The organism is Rhizobium sp. NZLR1b (genome assembly GCF_019685155.1).
Lineage (GTDB): Bacteria > Pseudomonadota > Alphaproteobacteria > Rhizobiales > Rhizobiaceae > Rhizobium.
Genome location: NZ_JABDWC010000016.1, coordinates 45,010 through 70,809, shown reverse-complemented (window position 1 = coordinate 70,809; position 25,800 = coordinate 45,010). Strand labels below are relative to the sequence as shown.

At 60.1% G+C, this 25,800-nt stretch carries 30 protein-coding genes; 14 read left to right on the top strand and 16 right to left on the bottom strand.

Translation table 11 applies throughout. From position 1 onward, the window contains the following. Positions 1-10: 10 nt before the first annotated feature. The 3 genes from HJB84_RS21570 to HJB84_RS21560 all read right to left on the bottom strand — a co-directional run bounded on the left by HJB84_RS21570 (position 11) and on the right by HJB84_RS21560 (position 2,861). On the bottom strand, positions 11-850 hold the full coding sequence (locus HJB84_RS21570) for a transporter substrate-binding domain-containing protein (protein ID WP_207585066.1): 840 nt from the start codon (positions 848-850) through the stop codon (positions 11-13). 518 nt (positions 851-1,368) lie between these two features. Continuing rightward, positions 1,369-1,539 carry a hypothetical protein gene (locus HJB84_RS21565; protein ID WP_221116830.1) on the bottom strand — a complete coding sequence of 57 codons (171 nt, stop codon included), beginning with the start codon at positions 1,537-1,539 and terminating at the stop codon, positions 1,369-1,371. A gap of 236 nt (positions 1,540-1,775) precedes the next feature. Continuing rightward, on the bottom strand, positions 1,776-2,861 hold the full coding sequence (locus HJB84_RS21560; RefSeq protein WP_221116829.1) for an ROK family protein: 1,086 nt from the start codon (positions 2,859-2,861) through the stop codon (positions 1,776-1,778). Between the two features lie 124 nt (positions 2,862-2,985). On the opposite strand from HJB84_RS21560, the gene otsB reads away from it, so the two are divergent. The 7 genes from otsB to HJB84_RS21525 all read left to right on the top strand — a co-directional run bounded on the left by otsB (position 2,986) and on the right by HJB84_RS21525 (position 9,885). Further along, positions 2,986-3,765: a trehalose-phosphatase gene (gene otsB, locus HJB84_RS21555; RefSeq protein WP_221116885.1), complete on the top strand. Its 780-nt coding sequence runs from the start codon at positions 2,986-2,988 to the stop codon at positions 3,763-3,765. A gap of 201 nt (positions 3,766-3,966) precedes the next feature. Further along, positions 3,967-4,851, top strand: a complete 885-nt coding sequence (locus tag HJB84_RS21550) for an AraC family transcriptional regulator (protein WP_207585064.1) — start codon at positions 3,967-3,969, stop codon at positions 4,849-4,851. Between the two features lie 250 nt (positions 4,852-5,101). Continuing rightward, positions 5,102-6,175, top strand: coding sequence for a sugar ABC transporter substrate-binding protein (locus HJB84_RS21545; RefSeq protein WP_221116828.1), 1,074 nt, complete (start codon positions 5,102-5,104; stop codon positions 6,173-6,175). A 70-nt stretch (positions 6,176-6,245) separates the two neighbouring features. After that, positions 6,246-7,067: an ATP-binding cassette domain-containing protein gene (locus tag HJB84_RS21540; protein ID WP_207585062.1), complete on the top strand. Its 822-nt coding sequence runs from the start codon at positions 6,246-6,248 to the stop codon at positions 7,065-7,067. After that, entirely contained in the window at positions 7,064-8,323 is a 1,260-nt protein-coding gene (locus tag HJB84_RS21535; RefSeq protein ID WP_207585061.1) for a sugar ABC transporter permease, read from the top strand. Before HJB84_RS21540 ends, HJB84_RS21535 begins: the two co-directional genes overlap by 4 nt. Before the next feature lie 27 nt (positions 8,324-8,350). Then, complete coding sequence (locus HJB84_RS21530) at positions 8,351-9,079, top strand: SDR family oxidoreductase (RefSeq protein WP_207585060.1); 729 nt, start codon at positions 8,351-8,353, stop codon at positions 9,077-9,079. A 41-nt stretch (positions 9,080-9,120) separates the two neighbouring features. After that, complete coding sequence (locus HJB84_RS21525) at positions 9,121-9,885, top strand: SDR family NAD(P)-dependent oxidoreductase (RefSeq protein ID WP_207585059.1); 765 nt, start codon at positions 9,121-9,123, stop codon at positions 9,883-9,885. A 52-nt stretch (positions 9,886-9,937) separates the two neighbouring features. Here HJB84_RS21525 and HJB84_RS21520 read toward each other — a convergent pair whose 3' ends face one another. Both HJB84_RS21520 and HJB84_RS21515 read right to left on the bottom strand, forming a co-directional pair. Further along, the gene (locus HJB84_RS21520) at positions 9,938-10,333 is read right to left on the bottom strand and encodes a VOC family protein (RefSeq protein ID WP_221116827.1); all 396 of its coding nucleotides are present in this window, start codon (positions 10,331-10,333) and stop codon (positions 9,938-9,940) included. 78 nt (positions 10,334-10,411) lie between these two features. Further along, positions 10,412-10,840, bottom strand: coding sequence for a Tautomerase enzyme (locus HJB84_RS21515; protein WP_207585057.1), 429 nt, complete (start codon positions 10,838-10,840; stop codon positions 10,412-10,414). A 117-nt stretch (positions 10,841-10,957) separates the two neighbouring features. Here HJB84_RS21515 and HJB84_RS21510 point away from each other — a divergent pair, with 117 nt between their 5' ends. Then, the gene (locus HJB84_RS21510) at positions 10,958-11,551 is read left to right on the top strand and encodes a TetR/AcrR family transcriptional regulator (RefSeq protein ID WP_221116826.1); all 594 of its coding nucleotides are present in this window, start codon (positions 10,958-10,960) and stop codon (positions 11,549-11,551) included. Positions 11,552-11,614: 63 nt separating this feature from the next. Here HJB84_RS21510 and HJB84_RS21505 read toward each other — a convergent pair whose 3' ends face one another. The 5 genes from HJB84_RS21505 to HJB84_RS21485 form a co-directional block, all read right to left on the bottom strand. After that, positions 11,615-12,622, bottom strand: coding sequence for a HAMP domain-containing sensor histidine kinase (locus HJB84_RS21505; protein ID WP_221116825.1), 1,008 nt, complete (start codon positions 12,620-12,622; stop codon positions 11,615-11,617). After that, a complete protein-coding gene (locus HJB84_RS21500) occupies positions 12,622-13,326 on the bottom strand; it encodes a response regulator (RefSeq protein ID WP_207585054.1) in 705 nt (234 codons plus the stop codon). The genes HJB84_RS21505 and HJB84_RS21500 overlap by 1 nt, the downstream gene beginning before the upstream one ends. A 47-nt stretch (positions 13,327-13,373) precedes the next feature. Continuing rightward, the gene (locus HJB84_RS21495) at positions 13,374-14,873 is read right to left on the bottom strand and encodes a DUF4173 domain-containing protein (protein ID WP_221116824.1); all 1,500 of its coding nucleotides are present in this window, start codon (positions 14,871-14,873) and stop codon (positions 13,374-13,376) included. A gap of 482 nt (positions 14,874-15,355) precedes the next feature. After that, positions 15,356-15,544 carry a hypothetical protein gene (locus tag HJB84_RS21490; RefSeq protein WP_207585052.1) on the bottom strand — a complete coding sequence of 63 codons (189 nt, stop codon included), beginning with the start codon at positions 15,542-15,544 and terminating at the stop codon, positions 15,356-15,358. A 174-nt stretch (positions 15,545-15,718) separates the two neighbouring features. Continuing rightward, a complete protein-coding gene (locus tag HJB84_RS21485) occupies positions 15,719-16,432 on the bottom strand; it encodes an Ig-like domain-containing protein (RefSeq protein ID WP_207585051.1) in 714 nt (237 codons plus the stop codon). Positions 16,433-16,824: 392 nt separating this feature from the next. Between HJB84_RS21485 and HJB84_RS21480 the strand changes: the two genes are divergently transcribed. The 4 genes from HJB84_RS21480 (at position 16,825) to HJB84_RS21465 (ending at position 18,158) form a co-directional block, all read left to right on the top strand. Further along, a complete protein-coding gene (locus tag HJB84_RS21480; protein WP_207585206.1) occupies positions 16,825-17,034 on the top strand; it encodes a hypothetical protein in 210 nt (69 codons plus the stop codon). Between the two features lie 26 nt (positions 17,035-17,060). Next, positions 17,061-17,294: a 30S ribosomal protein S21 gene (rpsU, locus tag HJB84_RS21475; RefSeq protein ID WP_207585050.1), complete on the top strand. Its 234-nt coding sequence runs from the start codon at positions 17,061-17,063 to the stop codon at positions 17,292-17,294. Between the two features lie 61 nt (positions 17,295-17,355). Then, a complete protein-coding gene (locus HJB84_RS21470; RefSeq protein WP_116409581.1) occupies positions 17,356-17,550 on the top strand; it encodes a hypothetical protein in 195 nt (64 codons plus the stop codon). A gap of 128 nt (positions 17,551-17,678) precedes the next feature. Continuing rightward, entirely contained in the window at positions 17,679-18,158 is a 480-nt protein-coding gene (locus tag HJB84_RS21465; RefSeq protein ID WP_221116823.1) for a pyridoxamine 5'-phosphate oxidase family protein, read from the top strand. A 16-nt stretch (positions 18,159-18,174) separates the two neighbouring features. Here the strand turns inward: HJB84_RS21465 and HJB84_RS21460 are convergent, their stop codons facing one another. Further along, positions 18,175-19,086 carry a LysR family transcriptional regulator gene (locus tag HJB84_RS21460; RefSeq protein ID WP_207585048.1) on the bottom strand — a complete coding sequence of 304 codons (912 nt, stop codon included), beginning with the start codon at positions 19,084-19,086 and terminating at the stop codon, positions 18,175-18,177. Between the two features lie 96 nt (positions 19,087-19,182). Here HJB84_RS21460 and HJB84_RS21455 point away from each other — a divergent pair, with 96 nt between their 5' ends. After that, on the top strand, positions 19,183-20,058 hold the full coding sequence (locus HJB84_RS21455) for an aldo/keto reductase family oxidoreductase (RefSeq protein WP_207585047.1): 876 nt from the start codon (positions 19,183-19,185) through the stop codon (positions 20,056-20,058). A gap of 125 nt (positions 20,059-20,183) precedes the next feature. Here HJB84_RS21455 and ppk2 read toward each other — a convergent pair whose 3' ends face one another. The 3 genes from ppk2 to HJB84_RS21440 form a co-directional block, all read right to left on the bottom strand. Continuing rightward, complete coding sequence (gene ppk2, locus HJB84_RS21450) at positions 20,184-21,098, bottom strand: polyphosphate kinase 2 (protein ID WP_141335705.1); 915 nt, start codon at positions 21,096-21,098, stop codon at positions 20,184-20,186. A gap of 108 nt (positions 21,099-21,206) precedes the next feature. Beyond that, positions 21,207-22,058: a helix-turn-helix domain-containing protein gene (locus HJB84_RS21445; protein WP_207585046.1), complete on the bottom strand. Its 852-nt coding sequence runs from the start codon at positions 22,056-22,058 to the stop codon at positions 21,207-21,209. Between the two features lie 72 nt (positions 22,059-22,130). Further along, the gene (locus tag HJB84_RS21440) at positions 22,131-22,520 is read right to left on the bottom strand and encodes a nuclear transport factor 2 family protein (protein WP_221116822.1); all 390 of its coding nucleotides are present in this window, start codon (positions 22,518-22,520) and stop codon (positions 22,131-22,133) included. Between the two features lie 288 nt (positions 22,521-22,808). Here HJB84_RS21440 and HJB84_RS21435 point away from each other — a divergent pair, with 288 nt between their 5' ends. Then, entirely contained in the window at positions 22,809-22,946 is a 138-nt protein-coding gene (locus tag HJB84_RS21435) for a hypothetical protein (RefSeq protein WP_246762854.1), read from the top strand. A gap of 31 nt (positions 22,947-22,977) precedes the next feature. On the opposite strand, the gene HJB84_RS21430 is transcribed toward HJB84_RS21435, so the two are convergent. Both HJB84_RS21430 and HJB84_RS21425 read right to left on the bottom strand, forming a co-directional pair. Then, entirely contained in the window at positions 22,978-24,630 is a 1,653-nt protein-coding gene (locus HJB84_RS21430; RefSeq protein WP_207585044.1) for a GMC oxidoreductase, read from the bottom strand. Positions 24,631-24,710: 80 nt separating this feature from the next. Further along, positions 24,711-25,793, bottom strand: a complete 1,083-nt coding sequence (locus tag HJB84_RS21425; protein ID WP_221116821.1) for an ABC transporter ATP-binding protein — start codon at positions 25,791-25,793, stop codon at positions 24,711-24,713. Positions 25,794-25,800: the final 7 nt, after the last annotated feature.

The following is a 25,800-nucleotide window of genomic DNA, read 5'->3' as shown; positions in this document are numbered from 1 at the left end:
CGCATGGCCGTTACTTGAATTCAACAGGAAAGCCGATCTGCGGTGGCGTCAGATCCTTGCCGAACCAGGTCTTGAAGGACTTGGCGTAGAAGTCGAACTCGACGCCGGTCATGGCTTCATGCAGGGCGGTGTTGACGAAGTTCAGCCAGTCCTGGTCGCCGCGCTTGACCGCGCAGGCGTAGGTCTGCGGGTTCCAGCCGTAACCAGCGTCCTTATAGCGGCCCGGATTTTGGGTCATGTACCAGGCGAGCGACGACTGGTCGGTGGCGACGGCGTCGGCGCGTCCCGACTCCAGGGCCTGATAGATCAGGTCGACGGAATCATACTGATCGACGGCCGCCTCCGGCAATGCCGCATGCACCATTGTCTCGGCGTAGACGTTCTGGAGAACCGAGATGGTGACGGAAGAACCAGCCGCCTTGAGAGCGGCGTAGTCGGCATATTTTGCGTCCGCCTTGAGCATCAGGCCCACACCCTCGCGATAATAGGGAATGGTAAAGGCAACCTGCTGGGCGCGTTCGCCGGTAACGGTCATGAACTGGCAGGTGATGTCGACCTTGTCAGTGGTAATGTTCGGGATGCGGGCGTCGGAGGACTGGTTCACATATTCAATTTTCTCAGGATCGCCGAAGAGAGCTTTGGCGATGATATGGCCCATGTCGACGTCGAAGCCCTGAAGCTTGTCGTCTGCGCTCTTAAAGTGCCAAGGCGCGTTGGTGCTGCCCGTGCCGAGGACGAGGTGGCCGCGGGCCAGCACTTCATCGAGCTTGCTGCCGTCGGCCAGCACAGGCGTGGACAACATGGCGGCGGCGACCAGCGACATCACGCCGGTGCGAAAGGAAATGGTCATGGCGTTCCCCTTATGGATGGTTCCCATTATTCCAGTATAATGGACGTATGTCTGTTTTACTGGAATAATGTATCAAGTGCCATGAAGGATGAATTGTCAATGGGTACTGCCGAAAAAACGCGCAGTGAAATGCGTGGCGATTTTTTTGGCAGCGCAGCATTTTCCTGTTGCCACCGAGGCTGATCGCCTTGGGGCTTGCTGACCGTTTCAATGAAGGGATATCGAATCGAACAGTGCCGCGTCTCAACGGTCGGCGATGTCTTCGCTGTTTGGAAGCGAGGCAGACTTTAAAGCCGTCGGCATCAAGGCCGAACGCAGTTGATTGCTCGTGCGCCGCCGCCATGATCGCCGTGGCGTTGGTATTGATTTCATGCGCCTGACTGGCGATCTTGGCTTCTCAGCAATCGCGGTCTCGGTCGGCATTCACGCAATACTGATAAATCGGGTAATTTTGCGCGCTAAACGCCATTGCCGACGCATCGCGAACAGCTTCCGTCACCTTGCACAGATCGTCTCATTTAGGCAGGCGAACGGTACTGGTTTTCGGCCTCCAGCCCGCGGGCGGGTTCATTGCCGGAAGATTTGTCGTTTGCATCACGGGTTTCAGGATCGCGGCGTGACGGAACGAGCCCGAGCATTTGTTCGAGACGGACAGCATTGAGCGGAGCGCTTATTCCCTTGAAGTTCATGATCCATCTTTCGTCTGCGCATGGCCTGTGTGACGCCGGAGAGATAAGCGCAATTTGAACCCGCCGAGAACAACCCGTGGCAGTTATCACCATCTTTTCCCAAGCGAAAAAGGGGAGGGGCCTCCAGAGCTGCCGCTAACCCGGTTGACCAAATCGCATCTCCATCTTCCGCAAACGGGCACTCTTTCCTGTCGGGGCTTTTTTGGTTGGTTCGCCCCGGGCAGTGGAGTTGGAGCCTATCGCGCCTTCGTTGCCTCTCGATTCGTGAAATGCGCATTGCCCAGACCCGTACCGATCGTCAGTACCGCCCACCTCGACACGTCGGTCATAAATGGGATCTGCGACAATCCCTGCACGACGGCGTCGTTGTGCATCATCACGAATGTGCTGTCGTCACCAATCTCAGGAATGGCCTTCATCAGCGCGGCGGGAAGGTTGAAGCTGTCGCTTTCCCAGTTTCCGCCCGGCAGGTTCTGTCCGCCGCGTTCGATTGAGCCATCGGCTTTGATGATGCCGGGGCAGGCGATCCCGATGATGGGCGCAGGTTTGAGATTGGCCTTCTCCGCCTTGCCGATCAGTTCGTGCAACATCGCGGCCAACTTCTCGATGGTTGCGGTGCGACTTGGCTCATCATCGGCATGACGCCAGATGGCTGATTCCCATACGCTCGCATCCGCGAAGTTCGGCGCGTCGTCCTTTCCGAATTTTACGACGCCGGCGCGAACGTTAGTGCCGCCGATATCAACGGCCAGGATCGCCTCGTGGCCCTTGAACATCCAGCGCGGCATCAGGTGGACCGAGCCGATCAGTCCAGCCTCGTCAGGATGGTGAACGATCGGCACGACCTCGACGTCTATGCCGGCCGCCTTGAGAATAACCATGGTCCTGGCGATGGTCAGCTCGCCGAACCGGCTCTGCCGGAAGCCGCCGCCAACGACGATGCGTTCCGTCTTGACCCAGCGCTTGTCCTTAAGGAACTTTCCGATCACGTCGGCAAAGTCCTGAGCGAAGTCTTCCACCGCCCCCATGATCAATGCCGCTGCCTCCATATCGTCGCCCTTGAGGAAGGCATCAATCTTCTTCTTGGAAAGCTTCGGCGTCGCGGTCTTGCCGATCGGGTCGTCTCCGACCTTGCGGATGCGTTTTCTCCAATCGTCGAGCTTCATTTGAAAAGTCTTCTTGTTGGCGTTGTCGCCAACGAAACCATTCTTGTCACGCAGCTCGTTGTTGTAGTCGTCGATCGTCACCAATGGCAGGTTTAACGCGCCATGTGCCAGTGGGGCATTGAGCGCATCACGGGGCTCGGAACTGCTTTTGGCCATCAAAATACCTTCTACGGCGCGAGTGCTCGAACGGGCGGCGAGATACAACGCGGACCAGCCGCTTGATGTTCCGGAGTCTGAAAGCTCACCTTGCCCTCGTCGCTTGGCGACCTAGCTTCAATGACTGCAGCGTTTGGAGAATCCCGTGCAGGACGATAGCGCCACCCAGGAAATGCTTTCACTGGTCTTGGAAGAGCCGGATCATTGGGCGATGTTTCTCGATATCGACGGGACGCTGCTCAATCTTGCGCCCACGCCGGACGCGATCGAAGTTCCGGAGGCGCTTCCCGGGCAACTTCACCGCCTGTCGAACAAGCTTGGCGGCGCCTTGGCACTGGTCACCGGACGGTCGCTTGCTTATGCAGACACGCTGTTCAAACCCTTTGCATTTCCGACGGCAGGCCTTCATGGCGCGGAAATCAGGAGCGCCGCGGGAATGCAGACGGTCGAGGCGACACCTGAGTTTCAGGCGCTGAAGCACGCGCTGACTGCGGAAGCCGAGCACTATCCGGGAGTCTTGATCGAGGACAAGGGCGCCGCCGTTGCCGCCCATTACCGGCTGGCGCCCGAATATGAAAAGGTACTCGAGGACCGCATGCACCACTATGCGGAGCTGGCAGGGTCGAACTGGGCGTTGCAGCTCGGCAAGATGGTCTTCGAGCTGCGTCCCGCACGATCGAGCAAGGGCGATGCGCTGGAACGGTTTTTCCAGTCCGACCCTTTCAGGAACCGCTGCCCGATTACCATCGGCGATGATCTGACCGACGAGTCGATGTTTGCGATCGCCAATGCGCGCGGCGGCGTTTCCGTGCGGGTCGGCGCGATCGGCGCCCCGAGCTGTGCCACGAGCCGGCTGTCCTCCTCTGCACTGGTCAGAAACGTCATTGCCGCCTTGGCCGGCTGAAGCATGTCCTCGGATGATGTGCAATGCCGATTGCTGTCGTCTTTCCGCCAGCTGCGAAGCGTCGATCGTCAAAAAAGTATCAGTTTTGCCTGGGAATCGTGGTGGCGGGCGTGAGACGTGCCCACTACACTCCGCTTAACAATAAAGCCAAAAAGGGAATTTGGCACGCGGGCTTACCACCCGTCCTCGGAGGAGGAAACAATGGAACCTGACTTGGAAGTCATTCAGATCAGACCGGGCGAATCCTTCGCAACGAAGGCCCATGGCTATCCCTATCATACGGTTCGTTGGCATTTTCATCCGGAATACGAACTTCATCTCGTCGTGGCGACAACCGGACGATATTTCGTTGGCGACTTCATCGGCGAGTTCGAGCCAGGCAACCTTGTGCTTGCCGGGCCTAATCTTCCTCATAACTGGATCAGCGATGTCCCGAAAGGATCGAGCATTCCGCTTCGATGCCAGCTCATCCAGTTCAGCGAGAATTTCATCAGCGACACCATGAAGGTGCTGGCCGAGCTCGGCCCGTTCGATCCGGTTCTCGAAGCCTCCCGCCGCGGCGTGCTCTTCGGCGCCGAGACCAGCCGGCAGGTTGCTCCCCTGATGAACGAGGTGCAGCAGGCTCACGGAGTGCGTCGCATCGAGCTCTTCATGATGATCGTCGGCCTGCTCAGCCGGGCGCAGGATTCCCAGTTTCTTGCCAGCCCGAACTATCTGCCCGATCCGTCGGGCTACATGTCGGCCGGCATCAACAAGGCACTCGCCTACATCAGGGAAAATCTGACCAAATCCTTCGATGAAGCCGATCTCGCCAGGATTGCCGGGCAATCGGCCGGGGCCTTTTCGCGCGCCTTCCGCCGCCATACCGGCATGTCGCTGGTGCAATATGTGAAGCGACTGCGCATCAACCTCGCCTGTCAGATCTTGATGAGCGACGACCATGCATCGATCACCGACATCTGCTTCGAGGTCGGCTTCAACAATCTGTCCAATTTCAACCGGCAATTTCTCGCGGAAAAAGGCATGACGCCTTCCCGTTTCCGGCGGCTATTGGGCGACAATATCAACATAGCGAAAGCGGCCTGAGCCAGCCGAGCGAACAGGAACCCGGGAATAGGACGACGTTTCGCCGAAGACGGCGATAGGGAGGACGAGGAGGAGGAACGAAAACTGACATTGATTGAACGCGAGCGCGCAGTGAGCGGTTCGCGAGAGGAGACGCTTGTCCTCAGAAAACGGCAAACCGCCGGGACAGGCGTGGCGGTTCGCTCAGCCGAACGGCCACAGCGAAACACTGCAACGAAGAAGCTACACAATTTTTTTCCAACGGGAGGATATGGAAATGATGAAATTCTCAACCAAGGTGGCAGGTGCGACAGCAGTTGTCCTATCCCTGCTCGGCGGCACGTCCGCCTTCGCGCAAAACGCCGTTTCGGATGCGACGGTCGCATTCCTTATGCCCGACCAGGGCTCGACCCGTTACGAAGAGCACGACCATCCAGGATTCGTCGCGGAAATGAAGAAGCTTTGCGCCGCGTGCAAGGTTCTCTATCAGAATGCCGATGCCGATATTGCCAAACAGCAGCAGCAGTTCAATTCGGCCATTACCCAGGGCGCCAAGGTTATCGTGCTCGATCCGGTGGATTCGGCAGCCGCCGCGTCTCTCGTCCAGCTCGCCCAGAGCCAGGGCGTTAAGGTCATTGCCTATGACCGTCCTATCCCGAAGGGAAAAGCCGATTTCTACGTCTCCTTCGATAACAAGGCGATCGGCAAGGCAATCGCGGAATCGCTCGTCCAGCATCTGAAGGCTAAGAAAGTGCCGACCGATGGCGGCGGCATCCTGCAGATCAACGGTTCACCGACCGACGCGGCTGCCGGGCTGATCAAGGACGGTATTCATGATGGTCTTGCCAGTGGCGGATACAAGACGCTTGCCGAATTCGACACGCCGAACTGGCAGCCGGCGAATGCCCAGCAATGGGCAGCCGGTCAGATCACCCGCTTCAGCAAACAGATCGTCGGCGTGGTCGCCGCCAATGACGGCACCGGTGGCGGCGCCATTGCAGCCTTCAAGGCAGCGGGTGTCGATCCCGTGCCGCCGGTGACCGGCAATGATGCGACGATCGCTGCACTGCAGCTGATCATATCGGGGGATCAGTACAACACGATCTCCAAACCGAGCGAAATCGTTGCGGCTGCCGCTGCCGACGTTGCCGTCAAGCTCCTGGCTGGAGAAACGCCGAAGGCCGAAATGACGCTTTACGACACGCCGGCACAGCTTTTCGTGCCTGCGGTCGTCACTGCCGAGAACCTCAAGGCCGAGATCATCGACAAGAAGATCAACACCGCCGAGGAGCTGTGCACCGGCCGCTACGCCGACGGCTGCAAGAAGCTCGGCATCACCAAGTAATCGAACCAAGGTAAAGCGCGGCCGGTCCGCCGGTCGCGCTTGCCGTTTCGCTTTTTCCAAAGGCCAGGCGATGTCTGAAACCTCTCATACTCTTGACCCTTCCCGCCAGCCCGTCCTCAGCCTGCGCGGAATATCGAAGAACTTCGGGGCGGTGTCGGCACTCACCGATATCGAACTCGATGTCCATGCCGGCGAGGTCGTGGCACTCGTCGGCGACAACGGCGCCGGCAAATCGACGCTGGTCAAGATCCTGGCCGGTGTACACCAACCAAGCTCAGGCGCGATCCTGTTTGAGGGTGAGCCAGTCAATCTGCCGAGCCCAAGTGCTGCCCTCGGGCTCGGCATTGCAACCGTCTTTCAGGATTTGGCGCTTTGCGAGAATCTCGATGTCGTCGCCAATATCTTTCTCGGCAAGGAGCTCAATCCTTTCCAGCTCGATGAGGTCGCCATGGAGATCCGTGCCTGGAAGCTTTTGAACGAGCTTTCGGCCCGAATCCCAAGCGTACGCGAGCCCGTCGCCTCATTGTCCGGCGGACAGCGCCAGACCGTGGCGATCGCCCGATCGCTGCTGCTCGAGCCGAAACTGATCATGCTCGACGAACCCACCGCAGCGCTTGGCGTTGCCCAGACCGCCGAAGTGCTGGATCTGATCGAGCGCGTACGGGAACGCGGACTCGCCGTCATCATGATCAGCCACAATATGGAGGATGTGCGCGCCGTTGCCGATCGCATTGTCGTCCTTCGGCTCGGCCGCAACAACGGCACTCTGCTGCCCGATGCTTCCAACGAAGAGCTCGTCAGCGCGATCACCGGCGCATCCAACAATTCCGTCTCCCGCCGCGCGTCGCGCCGCCAGGCGCAAAGCCAGCAGAACGAGGAGGGCAGGCCATGATGAAGACCATCCAGAATGAACCGGCAGCACCTGCGCTCCTCGACCGGCGTGACGAAAGAGTGCGCCATGACGATAGTCTTGCCGGCTCAATCCGCGCCTTTTGGGATCGCATCCGCGCCGGCGACCTCGGCTCGCTGCCGGTCATTGTTGGCCTGGCAATCATCTGGACGGTGTTCCAAGCGCTCAATCCAGTGTTTCTCTCCAGCGCCAATCTCGTCAACATGCTGTTCGACTGCTCGACGGTCGGCGTCATCTCGCTGGGTATCGTCTGCATCCTGATGGTGGGCGAGATCGATCTTTCCGTCGGCTCGGTCAGCGGCTTCGCCTCGGCGCTGGTCGGCGTCTTCTGGGTCAACCAGGGCTGGCCGGTGGTCCTGGCGGTCCTCGTCGCCATGGTCGTCGGCGCTCTGATCGGCTCTCTCTACGCCTTCCTGTTCAACCGCTTCGGCATGCCGAGCTTCGTCTCCACCCTATCCGGGCTGCTCGCGGTTCTCGGCCTGCAGCTCTATATCCTCGGAGCGACCGGTTCGATCAATCTGCCCTATGGTTCCTGGCTCGTGAGTTTCGGCCAGATCATGGTCATGCCGGACCCGATCGCCTATCTGCTGGTAGCCCTTGCCGGCATTGCATTCTTCTTCTCCAGCTACCGCACGGCGGCGCGCCGGCGGGCAGCCGGCCTGTCGGCGAAATCGGCCCGGGGGCTGCTCCTTCGCGCCGTCATCATCACCGCCGCCTTGGAAGCTGTCGCATTCTATCTCAACCAGTCGCGCGGCGTTCCATGGATGTTCGGCCTTTTCGTCGGACTCGTTGCCGTCATGAACTATGCGCTGATGCGCACCAAATGGGGACGCTCCATGCATGCCGTCGGCGGCAACAGGGAGGCCGCCCGCCGCTCTGGCATCAACGTCTCGCGCATCTATACGAGCGCCTTCGTCATATGCGCCTTGCTTGCGGCAACCGGCGGCGTGCTTTCAGCTGCCCGGCTGGCGACAGCAAGTCAGCAGGCCGGCACCGGCGACGTCAATCTCAACGCCATCGCTGCGGCGGTCATCGGCGGCACGAGCCTGTTCGGCGGGCGCGGCAGCGCCTATTCAGCCCTTCTCGGCATCATCGTCATTCAGTCGATCGCCAGCGGGCTGACGCTTCTCGATCTGTCGTCATCGCTTCGATACATGATCACCGGCGCCGTTCTCGCCGTCGCCGTCATCGTCGACTCGTTGGCACGCCGATCGCGGATTTCGCACGGCCGGGCCTAAAACCCATCAAGAAAGCAGAGGAAGAAAATGAGACAGGATCTGTCTGGAAAAGTCGCGGCCGTCACCGGAGCGGCATCGGGTATCGGCCTCGAATGCGCCAAGGCCCTGCTTGCCGCCGGCGCCCAGGTGGTGTTGGTCGATCGTAACGAGGAGGCATTGAAGGAAATCTGCTCGAAACTCGACGCGAACGCCATTCCGTTGGTCATCGATCTAACCGATCCGAAAAGCGTCGAAGGGATGATGCCGCAGATTCTGAAGAAGGCAGGCCAGTTGGATATCTTCCACGCCAATGCCGGCTCCTATATCGGCGGCGAGGTACTGGGCGGCGACCCCGACGCGTGGGACCGGATGCTCAACCTGAACGTCAATGCCGCCTTCCGCTCGGTGCATGCCGTGCTGCCGCACATGGTCGAACGCAGGACCGGAGATATCATCCTCACCAGTTCCGTCGCCGGCTTGATCCCCGTCGTCTGGGAGCCGATCTACACGGCCTCGAAACATGCGGTTCAGGCATTCGTCCATACACTGAGGCGACAGGTGGCCAAACATGGCTTGCGCGTCGGCGCCGTCGCTCCAGGCCCAGTCGTCACGGCCCTTCTCAGCGACTGGCCGCAGGAGAAGTTGGATGAAGCACTTGCCGCCGGCGGCCTGATGGAGCCGAAGGAGGTGGCCGAAGCGGTGCTCTTCATGCTGACGCGTCCGCGCAACATCACGATCCGCGATCTCGTCATCCTGCCGCAGAGCACGGATATCTGACGCGTTTGTACCGGCTCTGAAAATCACGGAAGGAAACGGAGATGATCTTCGATAGGTTTCGCTTAGATGGAAAGGTAGCGCTGGTGACCGGCGGCACGCGCGGCATCGGGCTTGCCATCGCCGAGGCGCTCGGCGAGGCTGGCGCCAAAGTCCTCATCACGGGAAGGACGCGCAATGCAGCGGCGGAGGACAGGCTCGCCAAGGCCGGTGTCGATTGCGATTTCGTCGCCGCCGACCTGATGAAAGACGATGCCGCCGACGCGCTCGTCACGGAGACGCTCCTACGGGCGGGCCAGCTCGACATCCTCGTCAACAATGCCGGCATCGCCATTCATGGCGACAGCGGCGCGTTCTCCGACGCGATTTGGCGCGAGATCATGACCGTCAATGTCGACGCCGTCTTCCGCGCCTGCCGCGCCGCACTCGCCCCCATGCGGCGTCAGGGCGGCGGTGTCATCCTCAATATCGGCTCGATGTCGGGCATCGTCTCCAACATTCCCCAGAACCAGGTCGCCTACAACACCTCCAAGGCGGCGGTTCATATGATGACGAAGAGCCTCGCCAGCGAAGTTGCCGCCGAGAATATTCGCGTCAACGCCATTGCGCCGGGCTATATCGAGACCGATCTGTCGCGCGGCGGCATCGCCAATCCCGACTGGTTCCCGACCTGGCGCAGCATGACCCCGATGGGACGGGTCGGGCAGCCGGAAGAGGTGGCGGGGGCCGCCTTGTTCCTCTGCTCGGCAGCGGCAAGCTATGTCACCGGCGAAGTGCTGGTGATCGATGGCGGCTATACGACACGATAATGGCCAGACACTGAGAGGAGAGCGAAGCATATCGCCCATGAGCGGCATATGCTCACGCCAAGCAGTCGAGCATCCACTGGACACCAAAACGATCGGTGAGTTTGCCGTAATAGCTCCCCCATGGCTGGACCGCGAGCGGTGTCGTTATCTTGCCGCCTTCGGCGAGCCGGGCGAAAAGCCCGTCGGTCCTGTCGCGGTCATCCAAGATCAACATGTGGGCGGAGCCTCGCATCGGCTCCGCATCGTGATTGTCCGAGGCGAAGAACAAGACACCAAGCCCTTCGAAGCGAGCGTGCATCACCTTGCCCCGCATAGCTTCGCTGGCAATGGGCATTCCGTCCGCGCCGTGGCGCTTCAATTGCGTGACCCGGCCAAGCCCGCATTCGGCATAAAAGGCCAGCGCCTCCTCGCAGCCGGTGGAAAAGAATAGATAGTTGGCAAGCTGCATGATCTCGCTCCGTCGCGCCGCCGGATGGCGACGCATTGCTGAATCAGGTCTGAGATTTCCGCGCATGCACCGCGACCCTTACAACGCGGCGGCCGTGCCCTGGATGGCGCCGACGAAATCCGCATTGCTGTAGCTGTGGCCGGCGATTCCCCACGCCCCTTCGGGCGCGTAGACGATGTTCGACCAAATATGATCGCGCTTGAGCCGGCCTTCGGCGGCCTGTTCGACGACATCGGCCGCTTTTTCGATGAAGGCCTGTTTCGCTTCGGCGCTTACCAGCGCGACCTCCGGCAATTTGAGTTCGACGAATGCCGCAGCGATCGGCTTTCCCGCCGCAAGCACGTGCTCGCGCGGCAGCACGTTGATCGTGCCGATGACATTGGCGGTCATGAAGGCATTGCCGGTCAAACCGGCTACATCGAGCAACGCGTCCGTCAAGCCGGCAAAGGCTTGCGCCTGGGCCTCCGGCGAGAGCAGGCCTTCCGGAACGGTGAGTGTGATAGGCATCGGATATCTCCCTCTTTGAATCGTGACCGCTTGTGATATACCGATCACTCTTTATAGATACACAGCGATCGCTCTCTTAGCAAGCAATAAAGAGCGTTCACTCTTATTGAGGCATTCATGCGTTATAGCGCCGAACACAAATCAGAAACCCGCGCCCGCGTCCTCGCAGCCGCAGGACAGATCTTCCGCAAGGACGGCTATGGCGGTGCCGGTATCGATGCGCTGACGAAGGCCGCCGGCGTGACAAACGGCGCCTTCTACGGACATTTCAAGTCGAAGGCCGAAGCCTTTCGCACAGCCGTGCTGGAAGGCCTCGAAGAACTGCGGCAAGGAATCGCCGCGTTGAAGACCAATCAACCGAAAGACTGGCTGACGACCTTCGTCGGCTACTATCTCGGTTATAAAAGAACCTGCGATCTGGGCGAGAGCTGTGCTCTGCCGAGCCTTTCGCCCGATGTGATGCGTGCGGACGATGAAACGCGAAGCGCTTATACGGCAGAGATCAAACGCCTCGTCGAAGAAGTCGCCGCCGGCCTGCCGGAGATAGACGGCCGATCCGACATTGTGCGGGAAGACCAGGCGATCCTGCTCCTCGCCATGCTGAGTGGCGGTGTTACCCTCGCGCGCGCCGTTTCCGACCCGGCACTCTCCGAACGCATTGCAGAGGTCATCGCGCAGGCTGCGTTGACAGCGATAAAGCCTGGAAGCTAATCCGCATGCGGCGATGGCGTTTGGGTTCAGGACTGCGCACACGTGTTCCCAACCCTGCGAGAACTACACGGGCATGGTGATTTCGAACTCGGCACCTGCGCCGGTCGTCGGCAGCAGGCGGATCGTACCGCCATGGGAGCTCAGCATGGCGCGAACGATGCCGAGGCCCATGCCGGTGCCGCCCTGTTCGCGGCGGGTTGAAAAGAACGGCTGAAAGACATGTTGGCGATTTGCCTCGGAAATACCGCCGCCGTCGTCTCGGACAAGAACAACGGTTGTCCGGACATCGGCTGACGCGCTGAGTTCCAATAGCGTGGCGCCATGCTGAAAGGCATTCTCGGCGAGATTGGCAAAAACGATGCCGGCTGCTTCTCGGGGAAGAGCAACCGATATGTCCGTATCGCCTTTACCGGAGATATCGAGGGATGGAAATTGCCGGCGCAGCGAGGACAGGATGTCCCTGATGCTGCTTTTGCCCTCGGCTAGAGGGATTTCTGCTTGGGCAAGCTCCCTCAGCCGCAGCAACAGCGCGTCGAGCCGAGCTGCATCGACGACGATATTATCGAGAAAGTGCAAACGCTGCGCCTTCGTCATCGCCTTTTCGGCATCGTCGTCGCGCAAAAGCTCCGCCGCACCGCGGATCGCCGTCAGCGGCGACTTTAGTTCGTGGGAGACGTGGGCGGCAAAGGAGCGGACATATTCGGTGCGATCGACCAGTCTTCCGGCGAGATCGAGGAAGCTCTGCGACAGGACGGCGATCTCGCGCGTTCCATAGCTGTCCAGCGGCCGGATCGCCCGCTTACCGCCCCGGGCGATCTCTTCCGTGCGGGCGATCAAGGCGTCGATCGGGCCGGTGATGGTGCGCGTCAGCACATAGGCGACGCCGAGCGTCAATATGAAGACGACGGCGAGGGCGACCATTTCCGCCGGCGCCATCCGGTTCGAACTCACTTCCACGGCGCGGAACCAGATGACGATCAGGATCGGCAGCGCCATGACGGCGAGAAGCACGACATAGACGATCAGCGCCAGCGTCGGGCGCCATTTCATCCTGACTTTCGGTACCGGCATCAGGCATTCCTCCCGATTTCACCGCCGAGTTTGAAGCCGATGCCGTGAACCGTCGCGATGATCCCCTGGCCGCCGGCCGCCAGGAACTTGGCCCTGATGTTGCGGATATGACTGTCGATCGTTCGGTCGGCGACATAGGTTCCAGCGCCATAGGCCGCCTCCATCAGTCGTTCGCGGCTGAAGACCATGTCGGGGCGTGACAACAATGCGTCCAGGATGGCGAATTCGAGCGCCGTCATCGTGATGGCCCTGTCGCCGAACATGACCGTCCTGCCGTGGCGATCGAGGCTGAGTTCGCCGGCGATAAAGATGGCGTGACGCCTTTCAGGCGCGGGTTCATTGCCGCTGCGCTTCAAGATCGCCTTGACCCTGGCGACGAGTTCGCGCGGGCTGAACGGTTTGGTGACGTAATCGTCTCCGCCGATTTCCAACCCCAGCACCCTGTCGATCTCCTCGTCGCGTGCGGAAAGAAACAGGATCGGCAATCCCGATGTCTTGCGGATCTGGCGGCACACTTCCAGACCATCCATATCGGGCATGCCGATATCGAGAATGATGAGATCGATGTTGGCGCGCCGGAATGCCGTCATCGCCTCGGTTCCGCTGCGGACCGCCGTCGGTGTCAAGCCGGCACGCTCGAGGGCGAAGCAGATCACATCGCGGATGTGAGGTTCGTCATCGACGACGAGAATTCGGGGCGCCATCCACCAGTCCTGCGTTGTTTGTCGTGCCTGTTGTTATCGTTCTCGTTCTATCTTGCAATGGCTGCAGGAGACAGAAGATAGGTCTCCAGCCGCGCTGCCCGGAAGGTCCAGTTCCGCCAGTCGTGCGGGCGCCGCGCGAAGTCCCTGACGAGATAGTACCGAATCGCCAGTGCCTGATTCCTCTTGTCGATCAGCTGATCCGGCAGCATGTGGAGATAGAGATCGATCGCCGGAATGGCGGAAGGGCCAAGCGAGGAGAGATAATCGAGATCGAGCGGTGGACCTTCCTCAGTGATTTCCTGGCTGTGGGCGACATTGAAGCGGGCGATAATATCAGGGAAATCAATGAAGGCGCTGATGTAGACGACTACAAGCAGAGAGGCGAGATTCATCGCGATCAGCCACTCGTTGGATCGGCTGAGCAGAATGCGCAGCAGGATCAAGAAAAGACCGATGGCGACGAGGCCCATCCAGAGACCGGCGGCGACACGCAATTCCGTCAGCGAATAGACCTCGACGTAAAGCCCAAGCCGCAGCATCGACGACAGGCAAAGCAGAATATTCTGGCCGATCCAGGTGTGGACGAGGCCGCGGATCAGCGGGCTGTGATCGCCGGGACCACCGCGCCGCATAGCGACCAGCACGAAACCGGCGGCAAGAAGCGCTGTCGCAATCAGCGGATAGGCGCCGCGATGAGCATATTCGGCACGGCTCATGTGATCGGGCAGATCTGCGCCGCCCCAGAGATAGACGAGATCGAGGAGCGTCTGCACGGCAAAGAGCGCGTTGAACAGGACGAGCGCCCGCAACAACGAGGCATAACCGAGCGGCGCATTTCTGGTGGGCACGATCATGAAGGCCCTGGCGGCCTGCGACCTCGCACCGCGGCGCTTGAGGCGCGGCCGCAACATCGCCCAAACCACAATAGCGACGATCATCCAGAAGCCGATCCGCCAGAGATCGAGGAACTGCAGCAGAACGGCAAAATCGATGCTGCGCAGAGCGATCTCGATAAGTGGGTTGGCCGCCGCAAAGAGAGATACGAAGACCGCTGCAAGAATGAGCGGCATGATCCAGAGGGCGATGCTCTGTCGGGTTCCGGCGAAAGAGTAACGTTTCCCCGGTGTCGCAAGATATTTCCTGATATCCTCGGCAAGCCGCAGGGGAACGACAAGGGCGAAACGGAAGAAAACCAGGGGCAGGGCGGCGGACAGGCGACGCGGCAGGAGCCTGGCGCTGACGAGCGCAACCGACATCAGGGCGCCGAGGCAAAAGGCAATGCCCGTAAGCGAAGGCGATTCCAGCAGCGGCGCCGACGCCAGAACCGAAAAGCCGAGCAACATGATCGCTTGGGAAAGCCGAGGTCTCTTGCTGGCCGAAAGCAAAGTGGCGGCGCAGACGGCGAGCGCAAAAAGGAAGATATTTATCCCGGGTTCATGGCCAAAGATCAGAAAATCTGAAAGCGCCACGAGCGCCAACAGCCCGGTCATCCGGCCACTGCCCCGCCTCATCGGCATTGCTTCCGTCAGGATATCTGTTGTGTCCATTGCTGCTCCTCTCGTAGATGCGGCTTTTCGATCGTCATGAGCATGACTGCGGAACTCGCATGGGAAGGCGGGCCTTGTGTCCCGCACGTCTCCGTCAGCCACCAACCGTCGTTGCGAAGGCGGTCCGGCAAAGTGGGAGGTATAACGCGGGGCGGCATGTCGTTCTGGTTCATGGCAGGAAGATGCCGCGCCGGATTGCAGATTTTGTGCAGAGAGTGAGGAGCAATTCAGGAATCGCCCGCGGGGCGGAAACGCCGGGAAAGTCTCGCGAGGTCGTATCGGGCGTGAAAACGGCTTGTCATTTCCGCTTTTCGGGGAGGCCCCGGTCGCAGAGGACGGCGCCGCACTCATTTCAGCAATCGGGGAAAGCAATCCGCCAAGCGAACGAGCCTCACCCAATCAATACATTCCTGGCGCAGTCTCATTTGCCGGCTGACTTTGCCGGCATTTGTGAAAAGATCATCGAAGGAATGAAGGGAGGTTTATCTGAACCTCGGCGCGCGCCTGGCATTGTGGAGTAGTTCGCAGGCTGTCGCGAACGGTCCGAAAAGTTTGAGCAACAGCGCTTGTTCCTCGGTATCTATTCGATGGCGAGCGCAGAACTCGGTAACGGACCAGACTTTCGTCAGCTCATCGGTCTCAATTTGCTTGGGTTCGATGTGTTCGGTCAAGGGCGTATCCTCCGAACTTCGAGACTACGCCTCCCCGGCATTTATAAGAACTAGCTAAAAAGAATTATATCGACCGAATATGTCAGGTGCCGCCAGGCCCCGCATCAAGAGAGGCGGAGATGCAAAAACGCCCGCCGATTGCGCGGCGGGCGTTGTGTCATGCTGATCTATTGATCAAGCGATATGGGGAAGAGCATCCGTGCCGGTGATGTTGAGGGTCACCTTGGCAGTGTCCGTGTGGCCGTCACCATCGGAGATCTTGTAGTAGCGCAGAACTTCCGTGACATGATCGCCAGCAGCGATATCGTGCGTCAGCTCGTAGGTGAATTCGCCGTTCGACTTGACATGGAACGTACCATAGGTGCCGGCGACGTCGGTGGTTGCGCTCGGGTTGCCGTCGACCTTCGTGGTCAGGAACTGACGGAGGAACATCTTGCCGTTGTCGCCGGCAATGTCGTTGTCCAGAACGTTGCCGCCGATGGCATGGCCTTCGGTGAAGCTGTAGACATCGTCAACTGCGATCGGCTTGACCTGGGTTACGCCCTGAATGTTCAGGGTGAACAGGCCGACGTCGGTATGACCGCTGCCGTCGGAGATCTTGTAGGAAACCTTTTCCTGGTACGATTCGCCGTTGGCGAAGCCAATCTTGGCAGCATCGCTCAGGACATAGGTGTAGCTGCCGTCCGGCTTGACGAAGAACGTGCCGTAGTCGCCATGGATTTCGGTGATCTGGCTGTTGCCGCTTTTGGCGCCAACGGTCTCGCCGTCGAAGGCGCGCAGGAAAAGGTGGCCATTATCGGATGTATCGTTGGAAAGGAGATTTCCGGAAATAACGTCAGTTTCTAGAAATGTTGCACTATCATCAGTTGCGTGTATCGGCGAAGCCATCGCTCTCTCCTCAAATTGTTATAGACGGGTCAGTTTCGACCTCAGCGAGCGGCTCCTTTAACAACCTATTAATACTGCAAGTCAATGGGTTATTTAACGAAAGGTTAATTTCGTAACCGATATGGGCGTTGCTTAATTCCTGGGCGAATAATTTCGTTTTCACACCAAATTGAAGAAAATTTGACCGAATCTATACCCGGCTAACTTGAACATCGGCAATGAATATATCTAAGGATGATTCCGGCCGTTAAACCGAGCCATCGGGGTCAGCTGTTGCAATCGCGCGCTCCGCCAACTATTTTAGGGCTAAAGCGGAAATCGAAGCCGTCGCCGGCTTGGGAACGAGACGCTTGTACATCGGCTGAATCGGCGCATGCCCTTGAGGCAGCGCGATGGTCAAATCCACAACGATCGATGAAGCCGGCAATGGCCGGTATAAGGATTTCTTTTTGAACGACACAAATACAGCCACTGCGATTGCGGTGGTGAACTCGCGTGAGGGTGACGTGGCCGTCCGCCGCGCTGCCAAGACTTGGAAGCCATCACCCTGCCTTCTCACCCGCCGCGAGTTGCGGGCGCTCATCGCCGAGCAGCTCGGCTGAGCGTCCCTTACATAGGAGAATTCGAAATGCAGGTACTCGTCAGAGAAAACAACGTCGATCAGGCCCTCAGGGTTTTGAAAAAGAAAATGCAGCGCGAAGGGCTGTTCCGCGAAATGAAGGAACGGCGCGCCTATGAGAAGCCCTCCGAACGACGCGTCAGGGAAAAGGCGCAGGCGATCAGTCGGCACCGTAAAGCCGCACGCAAGAAGCTGCAGCGTGAAGGCCTGATCGCCGGGCCGAAGCGGACGGCCGCCCGTTAACAGGCCATCCCGGCCGGCCTTCCCAGGCTTCGACGACAACATTCCCCGGAAAGGACAGACAATGGACGAACTCAATAGCCTCACCGTTTCAGAAGAACGCCTCGAGGATTGCCGCGATGTCGTGGAGCCGGATCTGCAGGATCTGATCCAACGCGCATTGACGTCGGGCTTTTCCCGCGAGGAGGTCCTGATCGCCGTCAGTGAACTGGTCGCTGAGGACTTCGCCATGGTCATGGAAACCCCAAGCGTGCATTGAGGATAAACGCAGGCAGCAGGAACATTCCATCCCGCCTGTCGATCGATTGCGGGAATTGGCGGGATGAACCACGGGAACATCGGCGCCGGCAGACGGTTATTTCGTCTTTTGCACAGATGGAGATGACGATGGCCGAGCATGATGATGCGACACGGGTGTGGGAGCTGATCGACAGAATAGGGTTTTGCATGCTGACGACCCGCAGCAGTGACGATCTGCGCGCCCGCCCGATGTCCGCCTATACCGCCCAGATGGAGAATGCGGTCTATTTTCTGACGGATGTGGCCAGCCACAAGGACGACGAGATCGCCCACTGGCCAAATGCGTGCCTGGCCTTTGCCGACACCAAGGGACAGAAATATGTTTCCGTGTCTGGGACGGCCGAGGTGCAGAACGATCGCGAGAAGATCAGGGAATTATGGGCAACGCCGGCCAAGGCGTGGTGGGACAATCCCGACGATCCCTCCATCCGCATCCTCAAGATTACCCCGTCCTCGGCGGAATATTGGGATAGCCCGGGCACCATCATCAGCTATATCAAAATGGCAGCTGCAGCGGTCTCGAACAGCAAACCGGATATGGGCGACAACGCCGAGGTCAAGCTTTAACGGATCGCAGCGCTCTTCAAGCCTGCTTGGCCGAGGCCTTGACGAAATCAATGAAGGCCCGCAGCGGCGCTGGCACCAGCCGCCGTCCAGGATAATAGAGAAATGGCCCGGAAAACCGCTGCCACCAGGGTTCGAGAATTGGCTCGAGAGCGCCGCTGTCAATATACGGGCGCAGCCAGTCCTCGAAAACGCAGATGATCCCAGTGCCCGATATCGCTGCATCGACGGTAAGATCGGTCGCGCCGCCGACCCTGACGATCAATGGTCCTGAAGGTTCGACCCGCACCACCTCGCCATCTCGTTCGAACTCCCATGGCGTCGTCAGCACACCACTGGCAAAGCGGCCCAACAGACAGGCATGGCCGAGCAGATCGCTCGGATGTTGCGGCCGGCCATGGCGGTCGAGATAGTCAGGGGAGGCGGCGGTGGCAAAGCGCTGAACACGCGGGCCGATCGGCACGGCAATCATATCCTGCTCCAGCCGCTCGTCATAGCGGATGCCGGCGTCGCACCCGGCAGCAAGCACATCGACGAAGCTCTCGTCGGCGATCACCTCCAGCCGAATGTCGGGATAGGCGGCGAGGAATGGCGGAACGATGGCGGGCAGCACCAGCCGCGCCGCGCTGACCGGCACATTGAGCCGCAACGCACCGGCCGGCCTGTCGCGATATCCGTTGACCACATCGAGTGCGGACTCCACTTCGGTCAAGGCAGGGCCGAGCCGTTCCAGCAGGCCCTTGCCGGCTTCGGTCGGCACGACGCTGCGTGTCGTGCGGTTGAGCAGCCTCACACCGAGCTCGGCCTCCAGCCGACGCACCGCCTCGCTGAGGAAGGAAGCACTGCCGCCGTTTGCACGCGCGCCCTCGCGAAAACCACCGGCCCGCGCCACGGCAAGGAAGGCATTCAGATCACCCAAATCGACTTTCACTGTTCGCCACTCCGCACAGCCTGTGCGGATTGTAACGAATTATCAGGCGCGCCGACAACGCCTATCTTGGCGTCGACTCTTGAAAGGAGTGAGTTCATGTCCACCATCGATCAGGCCGGCACCTTCAATCTCGGCGACAGCAGCATCAAACGGCTCGGCTACGGCGCCATGCAGCTTGCCGGGCCCGGCGTGTTTGGCCCGCCCAAGGATCACGGCGCGGCCTTGGCGGTGCTGCGCGAGGCTGTCGCAAGCGGCGTAAACCACATCGACACCAGCGATTTCTATGGTCCGCACGTCACCAACCGGATCATCCGTGAAGCGCTCCATCCCTATCGTGACGACCTCGTCATCGTCACCAAGATCGGCGCACGGCGCGGCGCGGATGGATCATGGATTCCGGCCTTTTCGCCAGAAGAACTGACGGCGGCAGTCCACGACAATCTTCGTCACTTAGGTCAGGATGTGCTTGACGTCGTCAACCTCAGGCTCATGTTCGACGTGCATGGCCCTGCCGAAGGCTCGATCGAAGGACCCCTGACGGTGCTTGCCGATCTCCAACGGCAGGGACTGATCCGTCACCTGGGCTTAAGCAACGCCACAGCGAAGCAGATCGCCGAAGGGCGCGGGATCACCGAGATCGTCTGCGTGCAGAACCAGTACAATCTTGCGCATCGGGCCGACGATCGCCTGATCGACGAGCTCGCCCGCGAGGGCACCGCCTATGTGCCCTTCTTCCCGCTCGGCGGCTTCACACCGCTGCAGTCGTCCAGCCTGTCTAATGTCGCCGCACGCCTTGATGCTACGCCCATGCAGGTCGCACTTGCCTGGCTGCTGCGCCGCGCCCCGAACGTCCTGCTGATCCCCGGCACCTCGTCCGTCGGCCACCTCAAGGAGAACCTCGCCGCTGCCGCGCTTGTTCTGCCGGATGAGGCTGTCGACGAACTCAACCAGATCGGGAACATCGCCGCCTGATCGCATTCAAAGGCCGCGAGCTACCGCCACACCACGCTCACACGTGGTGTGGCGGAGCCGAAAGCGTCAGCGACGCTGAAATCCGCTCGTCATCTCCGGCCGGGAAGGCCGGTATGGTTATGCCTTCAATAGCGCTCCGGCACGAGCATTTCAGACGCAACCGGCGCCCTGTTGTAATCGGCATGGCGGATGCGATCCGGCAACTCGATTTCCGGTTTCGGAACATCCTCGTACGGGATTTGTTCGAGAAGATGGGCGATGCAGTTCAAACGCGCCCGTTTCTTGTCTACCGCCTGCACCACCCACCAGGGTGCATCCTTGGTGTGCGTCCGCGCCAGCATTTCTTCCTTGGCCTTGGTATATTCCTCCCAATGGACGCGACTTTCCATATCCATCGGTGAAAGCTTCCATTGCTTCAGCGGATCGTGGATACGCATCTTGAAGCGGAATTCCTGCTCCTCGTCGGTGATCGAAAACCAGTATTTGATCAGCACGATTCCGGAACGGACCAGCATCCGCTCGAATTCAGGCACCGAGCGGAAGAACTCCTCGAGTTCATCAGGGGTGCAGAAGCCCATCACGCGCTCGACACCGGCGCGGTTGTACCAGCTTCGGTCGAAGAGCACCATTTCGCCGGCTGTGGGAAGATGCGGGACATAGCGCTGGAAATACCATTGATGGCGTTCCCGTTCGGTCGGGGCGGGCAACGCAACCGTCCGGCAGACGCGTGGATTGAGCCGCTGGGTCACCCGCTTGATCGCGCCGCCCTTGCCGGCCGAATCGCGGCCTTCGAAAAGCACCACCACTTTCAACTTCGTGTGCTGAACCCAATCCTGCAGCCGCACCAACTCGTGCTGCAGCCGAAACAGTTCCCGGAAGTAGGTCTTTCGCTCGAGCGTCGGCTCCGCCGCTTCCGACATTCCTTCGGCGACCAGATCGTCCAGCCGGTCTTCCTCCATCTGCATTTCCAGCTCTTCATCGAAGCTGTCGGCGATTTCGGCCTTTATCCGGCTGAGTTGGTCCTGATGGTTTTGAGACATGGGCTTTTCCTTCCTGCTTTTTTTGACAGGAGCATGTCACTGCGAAGTTTGTATGACGGTTCAAGTAGCGATGGTGGACCATCGGCGCTCTGCCTTGGCCGTGGTCGCTCACGTCACGGTCCGGCGCTGACGCGCATCGGCCTGTTTCATCAGCTTGGCGTATTCTATCTCGGTGATATCATCCAACGGGAACATGCATTCGATCCTCAGTTCCTGGGTCGTTATTGTCTGTGCGGTGCCGACCGTCGTCACCAGCGAGAAGAAACTTAGAAGCTGCCCATCCTTCATGAACGACAAGGGGATGACGGGTGTGCTGTCCGCTGTCGTGGAGACCTTCCAGGCACTATCCACATCCGGATAGGCAAGCAGCGCGTCGATCAGTGCCTTGGTGCGCATGTCGATGACGCGGCCGACGGACTCCCTGAATATCCGCGCCATCAGGCTTCTTGCCGTTTCCTCCCAGTTCGGAATGAAGGGCCGCAAACCGGCCGGATCGAATATCAGATGCAGCAGATTGCGCGGTTTTTCCCGTGCTGCCATGTCGATGAAGCAATTGAAGAAGCGCTGCGTCGCATCGTTGGCCATCACCACGTTCCAATACCGGTCCATCACCACGGCCGGAAATGGTTCATGCTGAAAAAGCATGCGTTTAAGCACATCCGTGACGCTTTTCATTTCAAGATCGTCGATACCGTTTTCTGCATAAATAGGCGCATAGCCGGCGGCGAGCAGCAGCGTATTGCGCTCCCGGAACGGCACATCCAGGGCGTCGGCGAGATGCAGCAGATTGTGGCGGCCAGGCGTGCTCCGGCCACTTTCGATGAAGCTGATTTGGCGCTGCGATATGCCGGTGTCGAGCGAGAGTGCCAACTGGCTCTTGCCTCGCGTGCCGCGCCAGGCACGCAACTGCGCCCCAAGCTCGGTCGGCGCTCTGCTTAAACGGTTGTGCGTCGAGCTCATCTTCCGGCGGTCTCCGTTATCCGTCCCGTTGGTAACTGGCGGGCAATAGCGCTCCCGCCAGCGATTTGTGGATTAAAATGCAACGGGGCCGACAGACCCGTACCAGCGACCAACTTTGGCAGGTTCTCGTTCGTCCATGTAGAAAAAGTGTGTCATGACAGGCTTGACGACCGGTTGCGCCTTCTCGTCGGGTGTCATGGTGACAGTGCCGCGAAAGATCTTAAGCGAGCCGCCGTCCCAATATTCCGTCACATCGTGAAGCGCTGAAAAACCCGTATCGATGAAAGCGCGCAGGTTCTCGCGAATGGCCTCCCGCCCCTTCCAGTCGGCGACGCCGAGATTGCAGGTGGCGTTTTGCGCCAGGCAATCGAAGCCTTCGCCGAAGGTCTTGTCATCGATTTCTTTCCAGAAAGTCAGCAGCCATTCCGGGGGCTCTCGCTTGGTAAAGTTCACCGTCGTCATCGTCGTTCTCCTCGGCCGCCTCGTACGGTTGACAGCGGTTTGGCCGTCGACATCCTCCGGATTGGCCGCTTCTGTTTGAGGACTGGAATGTTCCTCCTGCAGGAAGGCCGTTCACTGATATCGCGGGAGGGGGAATGCCCTCAATTACATCGGGTGTAATAAGCCAGGCGAAAACGCATCGTCTTCCGATTTCGCAGCCTTTGTTGCTGGCGAGACCGATCTCATCGACTTCGCAGAACGTTGAGGCAAGCTAAGACCGGCAGGGAAGGCCGGACCAGCAGGCCGGGTGTGTTTGCCATTGGCAATGCGGACGCGGTCGCTCACCTTGCGCATGCCTCCGCGGCAGGCACAGCCGTCGGCCCGGTTGTCACCATGGACCTGTTCGAACAGATCCTTGCCGAGCGTCGGGACGCCAAAGCGGCGTGAACGATCTTGCAGTACAGCCGCTGAGGCGCAGCTACAGCTGTCCTGTCCGGTATTGCGAGACAAGATTCCGGCAGGCGCGGATCGTCAGAGCCATGACGGTGAGTGTGGTGCCGGCGATGCCGCTGCCGGGGAAGGCGCTGGCGTCGGTGACAATCAGGTTCGGGACATCCCAGACCTGGTTGTAGGGGTTGAGCACCGAAGCTTCCGGGGTTTCACCCATGCGCGCGCCGCCCGTTTCATGGATTGCCGCGCCCATGCACATGGTCTTGCGGAACCAACTGCGGAACATGAAGCGGCTGAAGGCATCGGCCTCGGGAAAGGCGCCCTTGCCCATCTCCTTGAGGCCGGTGGGCGAACCGATGAATTCAAGATCGCCTCCGACCTCGCTGATCATGGCGATCAGCGTCTCTTCCTGCCGGCGAAGCAGCGCCTGCTCCTCCGCTTGCATCACGCAGCGGATATGCGCAACGGGAATGTTCCAGGCGTCCTTGCGCCTGACATCAAGCGTAATGCGATTGTCGGCATAGGGCAGCATGCGGCCGAAACCGAAGAAGGCGAGACGCGCATCAGCGTCGCCGGAGACCGGCGCTCGGCCGACGCTTCCCTGGTAGTCGAAATCGCCGCGGGCAGCGTCGCCCTCACCGAAGCGGGGAATGAAGATCCCGCCTGATGGATTGTAGAACGGATCCGTCGGGGCGGAGCCATCGGGCGCCCAGCCCTTCGCCTTCGAAAAGGAACCGAAGGCGAGGCACGGAAGCTGGTCCATGAAATAGCGGCCAAGAGCGCCTGAGCTGTTGCCGAGCCCATCCGGATGTTTTGCCGAAGCCGAATTCAAGAGCAGCCGCACGCTCTCTATCGGCGAGGCGGAGAGAACCACCGTCGCGGCGCGGGCCGTCGATACTTGTCCGGTATTGCGATCGGTGAACTCCGCGCCGGTGGCACGTCCGGTTCTCCCGTCCGTGGTGATGCGGCGAACGACGGCATCGTAGCGGACTGTCAGCCTGCCGGTGGCCTTGGCTTCCCGCAGCGGTCGCGGCATGCGTTCGGCATCCGGCGCGATGTAGCGCCAGGAGACAACGTGCCTTTCCGGCCAGCGGCTTTCGACCGCCTGCTTGAAGATCTGTTCGGCGGGCGTCAGGCTTGCCGGCTTCGCATAGACGCCGTCCGGCAGGGTCGGCACATCGTCCTTGTTGCCGTAGAGCCCGAGATAAGTCTCCACTTCGTCGTAGAAAGGCGCCAATTCGCCATATGAGACCGGCCAGTCAACGCCCTTTCCGGCGCGTGATCGGATCTTGAAATCATCATCGGTCCAGCGCAGCAGCACGCGGCCAAAACTGTGGAGGCGGCCGCCGCCCTGGCGGCCACGGATCCAGAGGAAAGGCTCGCCCTTCGGCGTGGTATAGGGGTTCTTGCGGTCGTTGACGAAGAAGTGGCTGAAGCGCTCGGTAAAAAACGCCGCCCGCGCCTGGATCGGCTGGCCCTTGAGTGTCGCCCGCGCACGCTCCCAGATATTGATGCTGCTTGCAGGCGCCTTCTTGCGGGCGGGATCGAAATCCTTCGGCCCAACAGCGGGGCCGGCCTCGAGAAGCAGCACCGAAAGGCCCTGCGCTGTCAGCTCTTTGACCGCGAAGGAACCCGCCGCGCCGGAGCCGATCACCAGCGCATCGTAGACAATCTCAGACATTTCCAAATCCTGTCCTGGAGCAATTGCTCAAAACCGCGCGCAACGCGCCGGCAATTGCGGGAAAACAAAGGGACGAGGCATCACAGCCGCGATCCGTCGGCGCCGAAGAGCGACGCCTTGGCGATATCGAGCCCGGGAGCCAGGGCATCGCCGGGCTGCAGGGTGACGTCGCCCATCAGCCTCAGCGAGAGGCTTTGATCCGCCCAGTCAAACCAAACGACGGCGTCCGAACCCATCGGCTCGACGACGGAAACACAGCCGGGAATGATGGGCAGGCTGCTTACCGCCCTATCGAGCACAAGATGCTCAGGGCGAAAGCCGAGCGTTGCCGGTCCTTCCGCCGCGCCTGCGCTAAAGGAATAGCCGGAGAGATCGACGGCGAGCCCCTTGCTCCGGAAGACCGGTGAGGAGGCGGCGCGCTCGATCCTGCCTTCGATGAAATTCATTGCCGGCGCGCCGATGAAACCGGCAACGAAGAGATTGGCCGGGCGGCGATAGATCTCAGCCGGCGAAGCGAGCTGCTGGATCACGCCGTCGCGCATGATGGCGATGCGATCGGCAAGCGTCAGCGCCTCTACCTGATCATGGGTCACGTAGATCATAGTGTTGCCGAGGCGCTGATGCAGCTTCTTGATCTCGACGCGCAATTCGTTGCGCAGCTTGGCATCGAGGTTCGACAGCGGTTCGTCGAAAAGGAAAACATCGACTTCGCGCACCAGCGCCCGGCCGATGGCGACGCGCTGGCGCTGGCCGCCCGACAGCTCGGCAGGGCGCCTGTCGAGCAGCGTGTCGAGATGGAGGAGCGCGGCCGTGCGGGCGACGCGGGCCTCGATCTCGGCTTTCGGCAGACCGGCGACGCGAAGGCCGAAGGACAGGTTCTTGCGAACCGACATGCGTGGATAGAGCGCGTAGGACTGAAAGACCATGCCGATGCCGCGGTCCTTCGGCTCCTCCCAGCTGACGTTCTTGCCTGAGATCCACACCTCGCCTGATGTAATGTCCTGGAGGCCTGCAATGGCGCTCAGAAGCGTTGACTTGCAGCAGCCGGAAGGGCCGAGCAGAACCAGGAATTCCCGGGGAGCGATATCGATCGACAGCTTCTCGATCACCGTATGGTCGCCATAGGCGATCTTCAGGTCCTTGACGGAGACGGCAGATTGCATGGAAGCA